At 47.0% G+C, this 17,530-nt stretch carries 15 protein-coding genes and 1 tRNA gene; 13 read left to right on the top strand and 3 right to left on the bottom strand.

Annotated elements, in window-relative coordinates; genetic code table 11:
• Positions 1–66: 66 nt before the first annotated feature.
• The 3 genes from serS to ACWOEX_RS05030 all read left to right on the top strand — a co-directional run bounded on the left by serS (position 67) and on the right by ACWOEX_RS05030 (position 4,051).
• Positions 67–1,359, top strand: coding sequence for a serine--tRNA ligase (gene serS, locus ACWOEX_RS05040; RefSeq protein ID WP_455298444.1), 1,293 nt, complete (start codon positions 67–69; stop codon positions 1,357–1,359).
• An 86-nt stretch (positions 1,360–1,445) separates the two neighbouring features.
• Complete coding sequence (gene msrA / locus ACWOEX_RS05035; protein ID WP_455298442.1) at positions 1,446–1,979, top strand: peptide-methionine (S)-S-oxide reductase MsrA; 534 nt, start codon at positions 1,446–1,448, stop codon at positions 1,977–1,979.
• 149 nt (positions 1,980–2,128) lie between these two features.
• The gene (locus tag ACWOEX_RS05030) at positions 2,129–4,051 is read left to right on the top strand and encodes a heavy metal translocating P-type ATPase (protein WP_455298441.1); all 1,923 of its coding nucleotides are present in this window, start codon (positions 2,129–2,131) and stop codon (positions 4,049–4,051) included.
• On the opposite strand, the gene ACWOEX_RS05025 is transcribed toward ACWOEX_RS05030, so the two are convergent.
• Positions 4,048–4,935: a cation diffusion facilitator family transporter gene (locus ACWOEX_RS05025; RefSeq protein ID WP_455298439.1), complete on the bottom strand. Its 888-nt coding sequence runs from the start codon at positions 4,933–4,935 to the stop codon at positions 4,048–4,050. The genes ACWOEX_RS05030 and ACWOEX_RS05025 overlap by 4 nt on opposite strands.
• Positions 4,936–5,037: 102 nt before the next feature.
• Between ACWOEX_RS05025 and ACWOEX_RS05020 the strand changes: the two genes are divergently transcribed.
• Both ACWOEX_RS05020 and ACWOEX_RS05015 read left to right on the top strand, forming a co-directional pair.
• On the top strand, positions 5,038–5,424 hold the full coding sequence (locus tag ACWOEX_RS05020) for a MerR family transcriptional regulator (protein WP_455298437.1): 387 nt from the start codon (positions 5,038–5,040) through the stop codon (positions 5,422–5,424).
• A gap of 30 nt (positions 5,425–5,454) precedes the next feature.
• Entirely contained in the window at positions 5,455–8,367 is a 2,913-nt protein-coding gene (locus tag ACWOEX_RS05015; RefSeq protein ID WP_455298435.1) for an insulinase family protein, read from the top strand.
• On the opposite strand, the gene ACWOEX_RS05010 is transcribed toward ACWOEX_RS05015, so the two are convergent.
• Positions 8,364–8,555 carry a hypothetical protein gene (locus ACWOEX_RS05010; RefSeq protein WP_455298433.1) on the bottom strand — a complete coding sequence of 64 codons (192 nt, stop codon included), beginning with the start codon at positions 8,553–8,555 and terminating at the stop codon, positions 8,364–8,366. The two genes, ACWOEX_RS05015 and ACWOEX_RS05010, sit on opposite strands and share 4 nt — an antisense overlap.
• Before the next feature lie 96 nt (positions 8,556–8,651).
• Between ACWOEX_RS05010 and ACWOEX_RS05005 the strand changes: the two genes are divergently transcribed.
• From ACWOEX_RS05005 to ACWOEX_RS04970, 8 genes are all read left to right on the top strand, one after another.
• Positions 8,652–9,218, top strand: a complete 567-nt coding sequence (locus ACWOEX_RS05005; protein WP_455298431.1) for a dUTP diphosphatase — start codon at positions 8,652–8,654, stop codon at positions 9,216–9,218.
• Complete coding sequence (gene radA / locus ACWOEX_RS05000) at positions 9,202–10,575, top strand: DNA repair protein RadA (protein ID WP_455298430.1); 1,374 nt, start codon at positions 9,202–9,204, stop codon at positions 10,573–10,575. Before ACWOEX_RS05005 ends, radA begins: the two co-directional genes overlap by 17 nt.
• Positions 10,576–10,621: 46 nt before the next feature.
• Complete coding sequence (locus ACWOEX_RS04995) at positions 10,622–11,812, top strand: PIN domain-containing protein (protein WP_455298428.1); 1,191 nt, start codon at positions 10,622–10,624, stop codon at positions 11,810–11,812.
• 80 nt (positions 11,813–11,892) lie between these two features.
• Positions 11,893–13,365 (top strand): glutamate--tRNA ligase, encoded by a 1,473-nt coding sequence (gene gltX, locus ACWOEX_RS04990; RefSeq protein WP_455298427.1) that lies wholly within the window; start codon positions 11,893–11,895, stop codon positions 13,363–13,365.
• A 70-nt stretch (positions 13,366–13,435) separates the two neighbouring features.
• Positions 13,436–13,522, top strand: coding sequence for an arginine deiminase family protein (locus ACWOEX_RS04985; RefSeq protein WP_455298494.1), 87 nt, complete (start codon positions 13,436–13,438; stop codon positions 13,520–13,522).
• Between the two features lie 105 nt (positions 13,523–13,627).
• A complete protein-coding gene (locus tag ACWOEX_RS04980) occupies positions 13,628–15,034 on the top strand; it encodes an alanine/glycine:cation symporter family protein (protein ID WP_455298425.1) in 1,407 nt (468 codons plus the stop codon).
• Positions 15,035–15,209: 175 nt separating this feature from the next.
• On the top strand, positions 15,210–16,613 hold the full coding sequence (locus tag ACWOEX_RS04975) for an alanine/glycine:cation symporter family protein (protein ID WP_455298423.1): 1,404 nt from the start codon (positions 15,210–15,212) through the stop codon (positions 16,611–16,613).
• Between the two features lie 132 nt (positions 16,614–16,745).
• A tRNA-Arg gene (locus ACWOEX_RS04970) sits at positions 16,746–16,819 on the top strand.
• Between the two features lie 5 nt (positions 16,820–16,824).
• Here the strand turns inward: ACWOEX_RS04970 and ACWOEX_RS04965 are convergent.
• Positions 16,825–17,307 carry an arginine repressor gene (locus ACWOEX_RS04965; protein WP_455298422.1) on the bottom strand — a complete coding sequence of 161 codons (483 nt, stop codon included), beginning with the start codon at positions 17,305–17,307 and terminating at the stop codon, positions 16,825–16,827.
• Positions 17,308–17,530 lie beyond the last annotated feature (223 nt).

The following is a 17,530-nucleotide window of genomic DNA, read 5'->3' as shown; positions in this document are numbered from 1 at the left end:
ATTGAGGATGTTTGAGGGGCTCTTTTTTTGTCACTAAATGCTATAGATTTTGATGGAGGGATAGTCATGTTAGATATCAAGAAGATTCGTGAAGATTTCGACGCGATTGCCGAAAAATTGGAAACACGTGGGGTAGAGCGTGCCGAATTGGACAAGATTGTTGAACTCGATGAGAAACGCCGTGCGTTGATTGCTGAAACTGAACAGTTAAAGAAAGAACGTAATGAAGCATCACAACGTATCGGTCAGTTGAAACGTCAAGGTGAAGATGCAGAAGAAGCGGTAACTGCGACACGTGAACTCGGTGACAAGATCAGTGAACTCGACGAACAATTAAAAGCGGTACTCGCGGAGTACAACGATAAGATGGCGCGTATTCCAAACTTGCCACACCCAGATATTCCAATCGGCGAGGATGAAGATGCAAATGAAGAAATCCATCGTCACGGCGATCAGCCACAGTTCGACTTCGAACCAAAAGCGCACTACGAAATCGGTGAAGCACTCGGTATTCTAGACTTTGAAGCGGGTGCCAAGACATCCGGTTCTCGTTTCGTCTTCTACCGTGGCCTCGGTGCACGTTTGGAACGTGCGGTTTACAACTTCTTCCTCGACAACAACGCGGAAGCTGGTTTTATCGAACATATCCCACCATACTTAGTGAACGACAAGACGATGTACGGTACCGGTCAGTTCCCTAAATTCAAGGAAGATGTTTTCCAAATTGAACATGACGACCGCGACTTGACGTTGATTCCAACGGCTGAAGTGCCATTAACGAACTACTATGCTGACGAAATCATTCCAGGCGAAGAATTACCAATCTACTTCACCGCAATGTCTCCAAGTTTCCGTTCTGAAGCAGGATCTGCTGGTCGTGATACGCGTGGATTGATCCGTATGCACCAATTCCACAAAGTTGAAATGGTGAAATTCGCAAAACCAGAACAATCTTATGACGAACTCGAAAGCATGACCGAACAAGCCGAAAGCTTACTTGAAAAACTCGGTCTCGCTTACCGTCGTATCGTATTGAGTACTGGAGATATGGGCTTCTCTGCAGCGAAAACTTACGACTTGGAAGTATGGTTCCCAGAACAGAACACGTACCGTGAAATTTCTTCTTGCTCGAACTGTGAAGATTTCCAAGCGCGCCGTGCTCAGATCCGTTACCGTAACGCAGACGGCAAACCAGCTTACGCACACACATTGAATGGTTCTGGTTTGGCTGTCGGACGTACAGTCGCTGCTATCTTGGAAAACTACCAAACTGCTGAAGGTACTGTACGTATTCCAGAAGCACTGGTTGGCTACATGGGCGGAATCACTGAAATTACACCAGAAAACGCGGTGAAATAAGCCTTTTACTTGCATTTGCTTTGAAATTAGTTAAGATATGTATCACGAGACAAAATATTCTTACACATTAATGAGGAGTGAATGCGATGAGTAAAACCTTTGACACAGCCATTTTCGCCGGCGGATGTTTCTGGTGTATGGTACATCCTTTCGATGAACAACCAGGGATTGAATCCGTCATCTCTGGTTACACAGGTGGACACGTCGAAAATCCATCCTATGAAGAAGTGTGCGCCGGTAATACAGGACACACGGAAGCGGTTGAAATTACGTTCGATCCAGAAATTATCAGCTACGATGAACTCGTTGAGATTTACTGGCAGCAAACCGACCCGACCGATGCGATGGGACAATTCGCTGACCGCGGCGACTCCTATCGTCCGGTGATTTACTACAATAGTGAGGAACAGCAGACGATCGCTGAAGCTTCTAAAAAAGCATTAGCCGAAAGCGGTCGCTTCAAGGATCCGATTGTGACAGCGATCGAACCAGCTAGCACGTTCTATCCTGCTGAAGAACATCATCAGGACTACTACAAGAAGAACGCTCTCCATTACTCTCTATATTCAGAGGGTTCCGGACGCAATCGTTTCAAACGTGAACACTGGGCAGATGCTTAATACTTAAATAATCAATCAAAGAAAGCAGCGATGGTTTCGACCATTGCTGCTTTTTCGTCTACAATCGTGAAAGGTCATACCAAACTGCAACCGTTTACGCTATGATAGAGAGACAAAAAGGAAAAACACACTAAAGGGGAGTGTTCCAAATGATTCAAGATATGAAAAAAAGGCTCTGGGTCGTGCTCGGCTTATTGATTCCAATTACGATCCTTTCGCCCATGTTGATGACGTTATTTAACTATCACATCAGTTTTCCAGGGGATAAATACTTCGTCTTTATCCTCTCAAGTATTGTCTTCTTCTACGGTGGGAAGCCGTTTTTGAAGCACGCAAAGCATGAGATTCACCACAAGAAGCCCGGAATGATGCTGCTCGTGAGTCTAGGGATTATTACGGCCTACCTCTACAGCGCACTCGGGACTTTCGTGTTGCCTAACGCGATGGATTACTACTTTGAATTGGCGACACTGATCGCCATCATGTTGTTTGGACATATCGTCGAGATGAAAGCAAAAATGCGCGCGTCCATCGACCTCAACAGTCTCAAACAATTATTACCGAACGATGCGCTCAAAATTACTGCGGATGGTGCAACGGAAACAGTCGATGTCACGGCACTCGCAGTCGGTGATCGTGTGCTCGTGCGTCCCGGTGATAAGGTGCCGATCGACGGTGTCATTATTGAAGGGAAATCCGAAATCGATACATCGGCGATGACGGGAGAATCTCTCCCCGTCCAAGCGACAGTCGGTGATGAAGTGGTTGCGGGTACGGTGAACGGTGAAGGTGCTTTAACGATTGAAGTCGAAGCAGTCAGCGACGACAGCTATTTCAATCGTATGGGCGAATTATTGAAGAAAACAGAAGCGCAGAAATCTGCCGTGCAGAGTATCGCCGATCGTTATGCGGGGTATTTATTCTACTTTGCGGTTGCTGTGGCGTTTCTCGCGTTAATTACGTGGTGGACGATTCAAAACTTCGAATTCGCCATTCCATTTGTGGTGAGCACGCTCGTCATTGCGTGTCCGCATGCGTTGGGACTCGCGATTCCACTCGTTCACGCACGGACGTTGAGTCTCGCCGTGCGTTCTGGCTTCTTGATTCAGCAAATTGTGCCGTTCGAAGCGGCGCATCAGATTGATACGGTCGTTTTCGACAAAACGGGGACGTTGACGACGGGCGATTTCCAGGTCACAGCAGTGGGTGCTGAAACGAACAGTAGCGAACGCGAAGTACTAGCGCTCGCCTACAGCCTCGAGTACTACTCGGAACACCCACTCGCTACAGGTATCAGTCGTTACGCGGAAGGTGAACAGATTGAACGTTTGACGACTACAGACTTCAAAGCCGTACCGGGTGAAGGCGTGAGCGGTGTGATTGACGGCCACCACATCCAAGTGCTGAGCGAACAAGCGGCCAAACAGCATGGCATGACACTACCAGAAACGCTCACGACCGGTGCGACGTTGAGTATCGTTACGCGTGATGGTGAGTATCTCGGCTACATTGCGCTCGCCGATGAAATCGCGCCTCATGCTGAAGAAATGATTAAAGAACTTCACAAACAGAACATTCAAACAGTGATGATGACGGGGGATCGTGAGGCGGTCGCTTACAATGTTTCCGAACGTCTCGGTATCGATCAATACGACAGTCAGTGCCGTCCTGAAGATAAATCAGAAAAAATCGCCGCACTCGAGAACGAGGGGCATCACGTGATGATGGTCGGCGATGGGGTCAACGACGCGCTCGCCCTCAGTAAAGCCTCGCTCGGTGTGGCGATTGGAACGGGTACCGCGATTGCGATTGAAACCGCGGATGTCATGTTGGTGAAATCAGAATTAATGGATATTGTGACCTTACTCGATCTCGCGAAGCGTTCGCACCGCAAGATGATTCAGAATCTCTGGTGGGGTGCTGGATACAACATCATTGCTTTACCACTCGCTGCAGGGTTATTTACGCCATTTAATCTTGTCGTCACACCCGCGTTGAGTGCAGTGTTGATGTCCGCATCCACCGTGATTACCGCATTGAACGCTGCATCACTTCACGTCAAGAAACGTTAAATATCCTGATTGTAAGGCTCTCTGAACGGTTCCACATGCACGTCGACCGCTTCGATACCGAACGCCTGATAGAGATAATGTTCGATCTCTTCGGTAATCTGATGACCTTCATCTACAGACAAAGAGCCATCCACTAGAATCGTAATATCGAGGTAGATGTGTGCGCCGTACTGACGACCACGAATCGCACGAATCATGCGTACGCGCGGCACGTGGTTCATGATACCGAGGGCGTAGTGATCGAGTTTCGTCTCATCGAAACCGTCCGTTAAGGAAAAGACGCTCTTTTTGAAAATATCGAAACCGCTGCGCAAAATCACGAATCCGACGACGAGGGCGGTCAACGTATCAATCCATGGCAGATTGAATTGGGCGAGGATAACGGTGACGGTAGTGGCGATGGCGGTCAAGGCATCGCTGAAATTATCACGCGCGCTCGCCTGCAGACCGATACTGTGGAGCTTTTTAGCGAGATAATTGTTGTAGAGGTAGACAAGGATCATGATAACCGCACTGAAGGCACCGACCCAGGCCGCTTCAGGATTTGGGATCGCGTGTTTGGATTGGAAGAGTGCCTCACCGCTCGACAATAGCACGTTGACACCGATCAAGAGGATCACTAGGCTGACGATCAAGGCAGAGATGGTTTCTGCTTTCCAATGGCCGTAGCGATGGTCATCATCAGCCGGTTTTTTGGCGAAAGACATGCCCATCAGGATGATAAGCGTGTTACTCGTGTCGGTCAGGTTATTGATGCCGTCTGCGAGTACGGCCTTGGAATTGAGCAGGGAACCGACGACTAATTTGAGAATGGTTAACATCAAATACGCAAAAAATGACACCAGAGCACCATGTTTGGCTTGGTTGAGCTGTTTATCAGACACGTTGACCTCTCCAATCACTAAAATTCAATACGACCGATTATAGCACTTTTTCACTAAAAATCGTAAAATAGCAGTAAAGCACGACTAAGGGGGTGACAGTCGATGAGAGAAAAAGAAGTTAGACGATCACTGTCGATTTTTCCGATCGGGACAGTGATGAAGTTGACTGATCTCACGGCACGTCAAATTCGTTACTATGAACACCATGAGCTCGTCGTTCCGAAGCGTACCGACACCAACCGTCGCGTCTATTCGATGAATGACATTGACCGTCTCCTCGAGATTAAGGATTATCTCGCAGACGGATTGAAACTAAAAACGATAAAGAAAATTTATAATCATGAAACTTATACCCCACAGGAAGAAGAGGAATTGAAGCAACGCGAGTCGCATCAATTAACCGAAACGGAAATTCGCCATATCCTCTACAGTGAACTCAGAACCGCTGGAGGATTTGATGTAGAACCTGGCGAACCACCGCGTTTCTAATCAGATTATTATTGGAGGCATGGAGTATCTATGACTAAACGTCAGCACGGATTTGTTGAAGTAAAACAGGAAGAATTAACGGATATTATGGCAACCGCCCATTACTACCAGCACGAACAGTCGGGGGGACAGGTGGTTTGGATCGAAACAGCGGACGAGAATCAGGCGTTCGGTATCGGTTTCAAGACGCCACCGGAAGATAGTACGGGTGTTGCGCATATCCTCGAACATACGGTACTCGCCGGCTCAGAGAAATTCCCAGTCAAGGACCCGTTCATGACGATGACGACTTCATCGATGGCGACTTTTTTGAATGCGATGACGTTCTCTGACATGACGCTCTTCCCGTTTTCATCGACGAACCAGACGGACTTTGCGAATCTGATGGCGGTCTATTTAGATGCGGTTTTTGCGCCGAAAGTCATGACGGATGAGCGCTTGTTCCGCCAAGAAGGCTGGCACTATGAATTGGCAGATAGCGATGCGCCGCTCACAGTGAATGGGATTGTCTACAACGAAATGCGTGGTGAATACACGAATCCGGATCGTTTGATCAGACGGCAGGTCGATCAGTATACGCATCCGGGATCAACGTACGCCCATGAATCCGGAGGGGATCCTCAAGTGATTCCGACGCTTACCTATGAGGAGTTCAAAGCCTACTATAAGAAGTGGTATCGTCCGGATAATGCGCTGGTCGGTTTGTACGGAACGGTCGATATCGCGCATTCCTTAGCACAGATCGATGAATATTATTCACGCTTTAAAGCGAGCAATGCGACGGTCGAACGCCAAGTGCCGACATGGGAAGCTGGCAGACGTCAGTTGACGGTCGATTTTCCAGCCGATGAAACGTTAAAAGTTACCGAAGATAGTTACCTATCCTACGCTGTTCCAGCGACACAACTCGATGACTTGATGGGCGCCATGCGTGTGGCGATTCTAATGCTGATTTTGGTTGATTCCGAAACGTCATTACTGCGTGAAAAAATTGTTGATGCGGGTCTCGCTGACGATATGTATACGCTCAGCGCGGATGGTCAGTACGCGGATATGCGCTTCGTGTTGGAAAATATTAACGCGGAACGTGCGGACGAGATCGTTCAGATTATTGAAGATACTTTAAAAGAAATGGCTGAACAGGGCCTCGATCGCGAATTGCTTGAAGCAACAGTCGATCAAAACGAATTGAGTGCGCGCCAATTAAGCGGACGTAACCGTGGCATTACGGTGATGACACAGCTGATGGGTGGCTGGCGCTACCGCAATCAGCTGACTGATGTCTACCAATTCCAGGCGCACTTCAAACAGTTGCGCGAAGATATCCAAAACGGTGTCTTTGACGAATTGCTACAGCAGTTCATCTCTTCTCCAGATCGTTTGATTATTGTGCATCGTCCGAGTAACGAGAAGCGCCAACAGCAACAAGCCAAAGAAGCTGAGCGACTCGAAGCCATCAAACAATTATTCAGCGCGGACGAACGCGAACAAGTGATGGCGGACGAAAAAGCGTTAAAAGATTTTCAAGAAACGCCGGATAGTCCAGAAAATCTCCAGACATTACCGTTTTTGACGCTCGATGATATTGAATCGAAAGTTACGACTTTTGACGAAACCCGTGAATCGTTAGCGGGGGATGGGGTGCTGCTCAGCCATTGTCAGCCGGCCAATGGGGTCGATTACGTGACGTTGGCGTTCGCGCTCTCAGATATTCCATTTGAGGATATTCCGTACATCAACGATTTAGCGTTCCTGCTCGGCGAACTGAATACGACGTCGCACACGTACAAGGCATTGGAAGTGCAGGCGATGCGGACGACTGGCGGTATCAGTATCGATCCAGGGCTATACCTCAAACGCGCGTTCAGCGATGACTTTACGCCGCGTTTCTTGATCAAAACCAAGGCGCTCACGAAGAACTTGTGTTACGGATTGGATATTATTAAGGAGATCTTGACCGAGACGGATTGGACGGATGTATCGCGCATGCGTCGTGTCGTGAGTCAGGTGAAGAATGATGTTTATAACGATCTGTCCTCAGCCGGTTCGCAGACAGCGCTGACACGTTTGAACAGTCGTTTGACCGCTTCGGGGCGTTACGCCGAACAGATGGACGGGGTCGCCTATTACGATCATCTCGTCGACCTGCTTGAAGCGCTAGAAAGAGAGCCGGACACCGTCGTTCAGAAACTGAAAGATGTCTTAGCGCGTATCGTGAACCGCGAATCACTTGTCGTTTCCGTGACAGCCGATGATCACACGATTGAGGAGACCCAAACGATCGTCAAAGATTGGCTCGAAACCTTACCGCTCAACGAACGTCGCGAAGTGTTGGTGATCCCAGCAGTTTCAGCGGACATCCAAGCTGAAGCGTTGACGCAGTCGGACGGCGTGCAGTACATTGCGTACGGTAGTCGTTTGTCGACGGAACAGTTCCAGCCGAGCGGTAAGTGGACAGTCTTTACCAATTTGATGAGTAATGATATCCTCTATCGTTCCCTGAGACTTCAGGGTGGGGCGTACGGTCAAGGGCTAGTGATCAGTCAGACGGGTGTCTTGGCGGCGTATAGTTACCGCGATCCGAAGCTCGATCAGACCATCGATGTGTTCCAGCAGATGGCGAATGTACTCAAAAACACCCCGCTCACTCAGGAGGCGATCAATCGCTTGATCATCGGGGTGTTAGGTCAGTATCAGTACCCACTGCCACCACAACTCGTGAATGCGCAGGCACTGAAACGTTATTTCATTAATGATACGGAAGAGACCGTAATGGCGCGGATGCAGGAAGCATTGCACACCAAAGTCGCAGATGTTGATGCTTTTATTCAAATGCTCGAAGCGATGCACGACGATCCCAAAGTGGTCGTTTTCGGTAATGCAGATACTGTCGAGGCGGCGAAGCAGCACTTCGACCAGGTACGCGCGCTCAAACGCGACTAGCCGCTAAAACCGAGATACTGCCCGAATAAGGCGAGGACGATAGCCACTGCCAAACAGCCGTTCGCAAACCAGCGCAGCAGTTTGGCGGTGTCTTCGTTTAATTTGCCTCGAGAGTATTTCGAGACGATTGTCAGGTTCACAACGATAGCGACAATCGCTAGAATCATTGCGGGAATGTATTTAGACATGAAGCGTTCCCTCCAAAAAATAAATTTATAATCATTGTATCAAAAGACAGACAGTTGAACGTATGTAATATGTAATACGTAGAGAGGAAAGTTTTTATGACACGAGGATTTGAAATTGTATCAAAATACCAGGACGCGGGATTAGAATTACCGAAACGCGCGACGAAGGGCTCTGCTGGTTATGATATCGCAGCAGCTGAGGATACGATCGTGCCGTCATTTTGGAAGTCAGCCGTGACAGAAATCGCGAAAGATTGGGCGCCGTTCAACAGCTACAAAGAATTCGGCAATGATATCGATTTGAGCCAGATGAAACCGGTATTAGTACCGACTGGGCTCAAAGTACGTATGCCGGAGAACGAATACTTACAATTAACGTGCCGTTCCAGCAACCCGCTCAAACGTTCGCTCGTGATTCCAAACGGTGTCGGTATTATCGATAGTGACTACTACAACAATGCGGATAACGAAGGCGAAATGTTTGTGCAGTTGTTGAACTTCGGTATGGAAGATGTCGAAATCAAGAAGGGTGAACGCATCGCGCAAGGTATTTTCTTTCCTTACTTCTTGACAGACGATGACGTCGCGGAAGGCGAACGCATTGGTGGCTTCGGTAGTTCTGATGTGCCATTGACGGAGGATACTAATGGCGAAGAAGCGTAAAGTCATGTACGTCTGCCAGGCGTGCGGCTATTCTTCGACACAGTGGTACGGTAAATGTCCGAACTGTGGCACGTGGAATCAGATGGAGGAAGAAGTCATCAACGGGAAGGCGATCGTCCACCCCGAAGATCGTCCAACTGGGCGTTACACAAAGCCGACCACACTGAAAAAAGTGACCGCCGAAACTGAAGAGCGTATTCCAACTGATTTGAACGAATTCAATCGCGTGCTCGGCGGTGGGATCGTGCCGGGATCACTCGTGTTGATCGGTGGCGATCCGGGAATCGGTAAATCGACGTTACTGCTTCAAGTCTCCGCTGAAATGAGTGCGAAAGGGCAGACCGTCCTTTACGTTTCTGGGGAAGAAAGTATCCACCAGATCAAATGGCGTGCCGACCGTCTCGGTTTCGATGCGGCAGATTTTTATGTTTATTCAGAAACCGATATCGAAGCGGTTGAGGCGGCTATGCAGGCTCTCGAACCGAATTTTGTGGTGATCGACTCGATTCAAACGATGACCCATCCGAACAGCGATGGTGTCGCGGGGAGTGTGTCACAGGTGCGCGAAGCAACGAATAGCTTGATGCGCCTCGCGAAGTCGCTCAACATTACGATTTTTATCGTGGGACACGTGACGAAGGAAGGAAACATTGCGGGACCGCGTATGCTTGAACATATGGTGGATACCGTGTTGTACTTCGAAGGGGAAAAATACAATACCTTCCGTATTCTGCGCGCCGTCAAAAACCGTTTCGGATCCACCAACGAGATCGGCGTCTTTGACATGCAGCCGAACGGACTGAAAGAAGTCGCCAATCCCGGCCAACTCTTTATCGAAGAACGGCTCTACGGTGCGAACGGTTCCGCTGTGGTCGCTTCGCTCGAAGGCACACGCGTGCTCATGACGGAAATTCAGGCACTACTGACACCGACCGCGTTTGGGAATGCACGCCGTACCGCGAGTGGCCTCGACTACTCGCGCGTGTCGGTCATTATGGCCGTTTTGGAGAAGCGTGCGAACCTCATGCTTCAAAATCAAGACGCCTACTTGAAATCAACGGGAGGCGTACGTTTGGATGAACCGGCGATCGACTTGGCGATTGCGATGGCGATCGCATCGAGCTACTATGAGGTAGAAACCGCACCGACCGATTGTTTTATTGGGGAAATCGGTTTGACGGGTGAAATTCGTCGTGTATCCCGCGTCCAGGATCGCATTCAGGAAGCAGCGAAGATCGGCTTCAAGCGGATTTTTATCCCGAAAGGCAATCTCGAAGGCTTACCGAAAATGGACGATATCGAGGTTGTCGGCATTAAAACCTTAAAGGAAGGTTTAAAACTCGCCTTACCGCGTTAATCGGTAAGGCTTTTAGTGTATGATGGAATGAAAGGAGGTGAAAACAATGAAATTAAATAAAGATTCACGATTCTGGGCACTGTTGATTAATGTCATTATTCTCTTATTAGGTACCGGTTTCGGCTACTACGCACTGCCGAAACTCTGGGCTTTCTTCGGTCTGACTGCATTCTGGGCAACGAGCGGGCTCATTAATGCGCTGATCGGGTTCTTGTTATTTTTCGTTATTATTTGGTTAGTTCGCCCGTTTCGTGGTCGTCTGATTAAGAAAATTGAAGCGATCATTGAAGGCTTATCGATCGGTGACGTCTTGATCGCCGCAATCGGTGTGATTCTCGGGTTGATCATCGCCTGGCTGATCAACATGACGCTCGTCGGTTTGGATCTGCCATTTTTGAGCGATATTTTCCCAATTATCCTGACTGTCGTCTTTGCTGGCCTCGGTTACGCGATCGCTTGGATGAAGCGTGCGGATATTCGTAACTTTTTTATGCGTTTTGGCAATATGATGCCGGGACATAAGGAAGCAACTGCCGGTGACGCATTAACGAAAGCATCGGTCGAAACACCGACATTACCGGAAAACGAAGATGATCTCAGCGTGATCAAAGAAAAAGCAGAATTCTACCAAAGCGAACAATTCCAGCCGGTCAAGGTGTTGGATACGAGCGCGATTATCGACGGCCGTATTCAAACGGTTTTGAAGAGTGGCTTCATGGAAGGCGTGCTAGTCGTTCCGAACTTCGTATTGAAAGAATTGCAGTACATCGCGGATTCTGCAGACGCCTCAAAACGTGTGCGCGGTCGCCGCGGTCTCGATATTCTGAATGATATGCAGGAAGATCCAAATATCACGATTGAATTGTATCCAGGGGACTTCATCGAAGAAGAGGAAGTCGACCTCAAGCTCTTAATGTTGGCGGAAAAATTGAACGGTGTGGTGGTGACGACCGACTACAATTTGAATAAAGTCAGTCATTTCCACGGCATCAAGGTCCTAAATGTCAACGAATTAGCGAGTGCGTTGAAGCCAGTCGTGATTCCAGGCGATCAGTTAACGGTTAAGATCACCAAATCTGGAACCGAGCGTAAGCAGGGGGTTGCCTACTTGGATGACGGCACAATGATCGTTGTCGAAGAAGGGAAGAATCACATCGGTGAGACGATTAACGTTGAAATTACCGGTGCGATCCAGACCAATGCTGGGAAGATGTTTTTCGCTGATATTGTGAAATAGTCGGAACTATTTCTACATATTTAATTTATTTATGTTAGAATGGGCAGGATATTACTTGAAAAAAGCGAGGAGAAAGATACATGTCTGACAAAATTCGTGTTCGTTACGCGCCGAGTCCGACCGGTCACTTGCACATCGGTAACGCGCGAACGGCAGTCTTTAATTACTTATTCGCCCGTCACTTCGGTGGGGACTTCATCATTCGTATTGAAGATACTGACCAAAAACGTAACGTGGAAGACGGTGAATCCAGTCAGCTCGAAAACTTAAAATGGCTCGGCATGGATTGGGATGAAGGTCCGGATGTTGGTGGACCACACGCTCCTTACCGTCAGTCAGAACGTAAGGAACTCTACGAAAAATATGCGCAACAGTTAATTGACGAAGGAAAAGCGTACTACGCTTACGATACGGCGGAAGATCTCGAAGCTACGCGTCAAGCGCAGAAGGAAAATAACGAACGTCCGCACTACGTACCGAAATGGCGCGATGCCTCAGCGGAAGAGCGTGAACAGGCCAAAGCTGAAGGACGTCCAGAAACGATTCGTTTCCGCGTGCCAGATGATGTCGATTACGCATGGGATGATATCGTGAAACACAATATCTCCGTGAACTCCGACAACATCGGCGGCGACTTCGTCATCATGAAGAGCGACGGCATGCCGACGTACAACTTCGCGGTTGTCGTGGACGACCACGAAATGGAAATCACGCACGTCCTTCGTGGAGATGACCACATCGCCAACACGCCAAAACAGATCATGATCTACGACGCGTTAGGCTTTGAACATCCAACGTTCGGTCACATGAGCTTGATCATCAGTGCCGACACGAACAAGAAATTATCCAAACGTGACGAATCCGTGATCCAGTTCATCGAACAGTACCGCGCACTCGGCTACTTGCCAGATGCAATGTTCAACTTCATCACGTTGCTCGGTTGGTCGCCAAAAGGTGAAGATGAGATCTTCTCCATGGAAGAAATCATCGACATGTTTGATCCAAAACGCTTGAACAAAGCACCGGCGAAATTCGACAACAAGAAACTCGCTTGGGTCAATAACCGTTACGTGAAGAAGGCAGATGACGATACGATCGCTAAACTCGCGCTCCCACACTTGCGTGAAGCGGGACATCTCTCTGACAACCCAACTGACGAAGACCTCGCTTGGGCAGAGAAATTGATCGGTCTCTACAAGAACGAAATGTCTTACGCAGCGGAAATCGTCCCACTCTCTGAACAATTCTTTGTGGAGGAGATGGCTATCGATGAACGTGGGCGTGAAATTTTGGCAGAACCAACAGCCAAAACCGTGGTCGAAGCGTTCGAAACAAAAGTGAACGCGCTCGACGACTTCACGGATGAAAACATTATGCAAGCCATTAAATCGATCCAAAAAGAAGAAGGTATCAAGGGTAAGAAGCTCTACATGCCACTTCGTGTTGCGACAACCGGATCTGAACATGGACCGGGAATTGGTGAAGCGCTCGAATTGCAAGGTAAAGAACGTGTCTTGAATCACATCGCTCAAGCCAAACAATACTTAGCGTAGTAACAAGTGAGTGAGGGGGAACTTTAAATTTAATAGTTCCCAATTTACGGGTTAGAATTATGCGTTTTGGATCGTAAAAATCAAAGGTGCGCAGCTCGTCAAAGGTCGTGGCGGTCCACGCTGCATGACGATGCCGTTTGATCGCGCACCACTCTAAAACTGGTAAAAACGCACGTGCACTCTCGAATAACCGACCGCTGTACGTGCGATTTTATATATTAAGTAAATTGTTAGGAATTCTGTTAGGAGGAATATAGATAAAATGAACGCGCTTACCGCGTTTGCGGAATGGCTATGGGGTTGGCCCCTTTTAGCCTTAATTGTTATTGGTGGATTGTTGATTTGTATTCGTACAGGTTTCTTCCACCTCACACACTTCCCATACGTTATGCAACAAACGATTGGGCAAGTGTTCAAATCAAATGATGAAGGACAGGGTGAAGTATCACCGTTCCAAGCGATGACTACCGCACTTGCTTCATCAATCGGTGCAGCAAATATCGTTGTTGCGCCAGCGATCATCTTTACAGCGGGACCGGGTGCCGTGTTCTGGATGTGGTTGATCTCTATTATTGGACAAGCGACCAAATTCGCTGAAGTGACACTGAGTCTGAATTATCGTGAGAAGAACGACGAAGGGGAATACGTCGGTGGATCCAGCTACATGCTGGCAAAAGGTATCGGTGGTAAACTTGGGAAATTCCTAGGTGCTGCAGTGGCTTTCTTCTTGATGATTGAGATTCTACCGTCAATTACGATCCAATCCATTTCTGCCGCTGAACCAATCATGAATATCGGGGCAACATTCGGTGTGGATCCTCAAATCGTTAAATACTTCGCTATCGCTGCGATCTTCATCTTAACGGCCTTAGTCGTTTACGGTGGGGTAAAAGCGATCGGTGAAGCGACGGGTAAATTGGTACCAGTGATGGCTGTTTTGTACATCATCTTCGGTGTGATTATTTTAATTATGAACGTCGATACGTTGCCAGATGTGTTCCGTTATATCTTCGTCGGTGCATTCAAACCAGAAGCGTTTGCTGGTGGTTTCGCCGGTGCAACGTTACAGCGTGTCATCGGTGAAGGTGTCGCACGTGGGGTTTACTCTTCTGAATCTGGTATGGGTTCAGCAGGATACGGACATGCGGCAGCCGCTACTGACCATCCGGTGCGCCAAGGCTTCTGGGGTTGTTTCGAAGTCCTTGCCGACACGCTCGTATTAACGATGTCAACACTCGTTGTTTTAGCCACAGGAATTTGGACGCCAGGTATGTCTGAAGAAGCATTGTCTGCCAATGCCTCAAACGCTGTTGCTTCAGCATTCTCAGCCAGCTTCGGAACATTCGGATCAATCATGATCTCTATTTTCTTGTTCCTATTCGTGATTTCAACGTTAACCGTTGTTGTCTTCTACTGTGAAAAACAGGCAGAATACCTCTTCGGCACGAAAATTGCGAAATGGTTCCGTGCACTCGCCATGTTGATGGTCGCACTCGCTGCGTTCATTACCTTCGACAACGCAGGAACATTCTTGGATATTTCCCTTGGTTTGGTAGTTATTCCAAACATGATCGGGATTATTCTCTTGAGTGGTAAGGTTAAGGAATTAACTGATGAGTTCTTCCACGACCCATCCCTCTATCCAAAAGCGAAGAAGCGTAAAAATTAGATATTGCACAATATAATTATTAAGGTATACTACAGTTGATATACTTGCATATCATCCGAGGATGGTATCGAACGAAATAATTATAATTATATCGCACGTACTTATTCACTCTCTTCGGATAAGTGCGTGCGTTTTTTTGTGTCTGATAGTTATAGATTTAAGGAGGATCAGACAAATGGAATTTCTAACCACATTTTCAAATTGGTTATGGGGCTGGCCACTACTGTCATTAATCATTGTTGGTGGCTTAATTATCTGTTTTAGAACACGCTTTTTCCATCTCACGCATTTTCCATACGTTATGCAACAGACGATTGGACAAGTCTTTAGCTCAAAACAGCACGGCGAAGGCCAGCTATCACCATTTCAGGCAATGACAACTGCTTTAGCTTCTTCTATTGGTGCAGCTAACATTGTAGTCGCACCAGCCATCATTTTTACATCAGGACCAGGAGCAATTTTCTGGATGGTGTTGGTTTCTTTGATAGGACAGGCAACAAAATTTGCTGAAGTGACGTTAAGTATGAATTATCGTGAAAAAAATGAAGATGGGGAATATGTGAGTGGTGCGAGCTATGTGCTCAAAAAGGGCATTGGGGGTACACTCGGTAAGGTGCTCGGAACGCTAGTATCATTCTTCTTCATGATCGAGATTTTGCCTTCGATCACGCTGCAATCAATTTCTGCTTCAGAACCTATCATGACGATTGGGCAGACGTTTGGCGCAGATCCTCAAGTTGTAAAATATATTGCAATCGCAGCAATCTTTATTTTAACAGCACTTGTTACGTATGGTGGCGTTAAAGCGATTGGAGAAACAACGAGCTTCCTTGTACCGATTATGGCAGTTGCTTATATTGTATTGGGATTAATTATTTTGGTAATGAATGTTGATGAGTTACCGGATGTTGTTCGTTACATCTTCGTCGGTGCGTTCAATCCGAAAGCATTCGCTGGTGGTTTTGCGGGCGCAACGATTCAACGTGTGATCGGAGACGGTGTCGCACGCGGGGTATACTCCTCTGAAGCTGGTATGGGATCAGCAGGATACGGACATGCGGCAGCTGCCACTGATCATCCGGTACGTCAGGGGCTCTGGGGTTGCTTCGAAGTGCTCGCTGACACCATGGTCTTATTGATGTCGACTTTAGTTGTGCTCGCAGCAGGGATCTGGACACCAGGGATGTCGGATGCAGCACTTCAGGCCAGCGCATCAAACGCGGTTGACCGTGCCTTTAACGATAGCTTCGGTGTCTTCGGCTCCGTGATGGTTTCCATCTTCCTATTCCTCTTCGTTATCTCGACATTAATCGTGATTGTCTTCTACTGTGAAAAGCAGGCGGAATATCTCTTCGGAACGCGAATTTGTAAAATCTTCCGTGCACTCGCTATGTTTATGATTATTTTGGGCGCATTTGTATCTTTTGAGGGTGCAGGCACCTTTTTGGATATTACACTTGGATTAGTGATTATTCCTAATATGATCGGTGTCATTATGCTAAGCGGGAAAGTTAAGTCATTAACTAATGAATTTTTCAGTAATCCAACGTATTATCCTAAAGCCTCGAAGAAGAAATAAATATTAAGTAATTAAAATACGATAGTGTTGGCAGTATCTGTCATCACTATCGTATTTTTTATTGGTCGGATTTAAAAAATATTGAAAAGGGTCTGTCATTTATAAATAACTGTGTTATACTGTAGTCAGTAAGCGCCCATGGCTCAACTGGATAGAGTACCTGACTACGAATCAGGCGGTTGCAGGTTCGAATCCTGCTGGGCGCATCACATTAATCATCATTACTGTAAATGAAGCGCTGAAGATAGTTATAAACTATTTCAGCGTCTTCTTTATTTTTGGAGACAATTAATATAGTGTCATCTCCGGCTACACAACCTATGATATGTCTTTCCGATATTCTCAGCTTATCTATTAAAAATCCTACTGCTTGCCCATGACCAGGTAAAGTAGTTAATAAATTAACAAACTCTACTTGATGTATAGATAATCCAGATTCCTGTATTAAGAACATTAGTTTATCTTTGGTTGATTGATTCGTACTTTTAACAGAATTTCCTTGATCGATCGTATAGAAACTGCGACTACCATTGGATGTTTTGATGATATTCAATTCTTGCATATCCCGCGAAATAGTCGCTTGTGTCGTATGGACATTTTCTTTGTTCAGATAGTCGATCAATTCTTTTTGTGTCGAAATCATATTGTCATTAATTAATCTTTTGATGATTGCTTGGCGTTTAAAACGATTCATTGTGTATCCTTTCTCAAAATATTAGAATACTTTCGATAAATTCATGCATATTATACATTATACAATAGCCTTATGTATAGAAAACGCTTATTTTTTATTCAGAAAGCCCTTTCTTATAGGATAATGATGGATATTCTGCTATATTTTAAACGAATATCTCTCGAAAACAAATCAAAAACCTGTTATTATATAGACGTAGAAAAGAAAGGGATTACGTAAGGAG

The sequence above is a fragment of the Aerococcus vaginalis genome (genome assembly GCF_053762225.1).
This window is presented reverse-complemented; position numbering and strand designations above follow the sequence as displayed.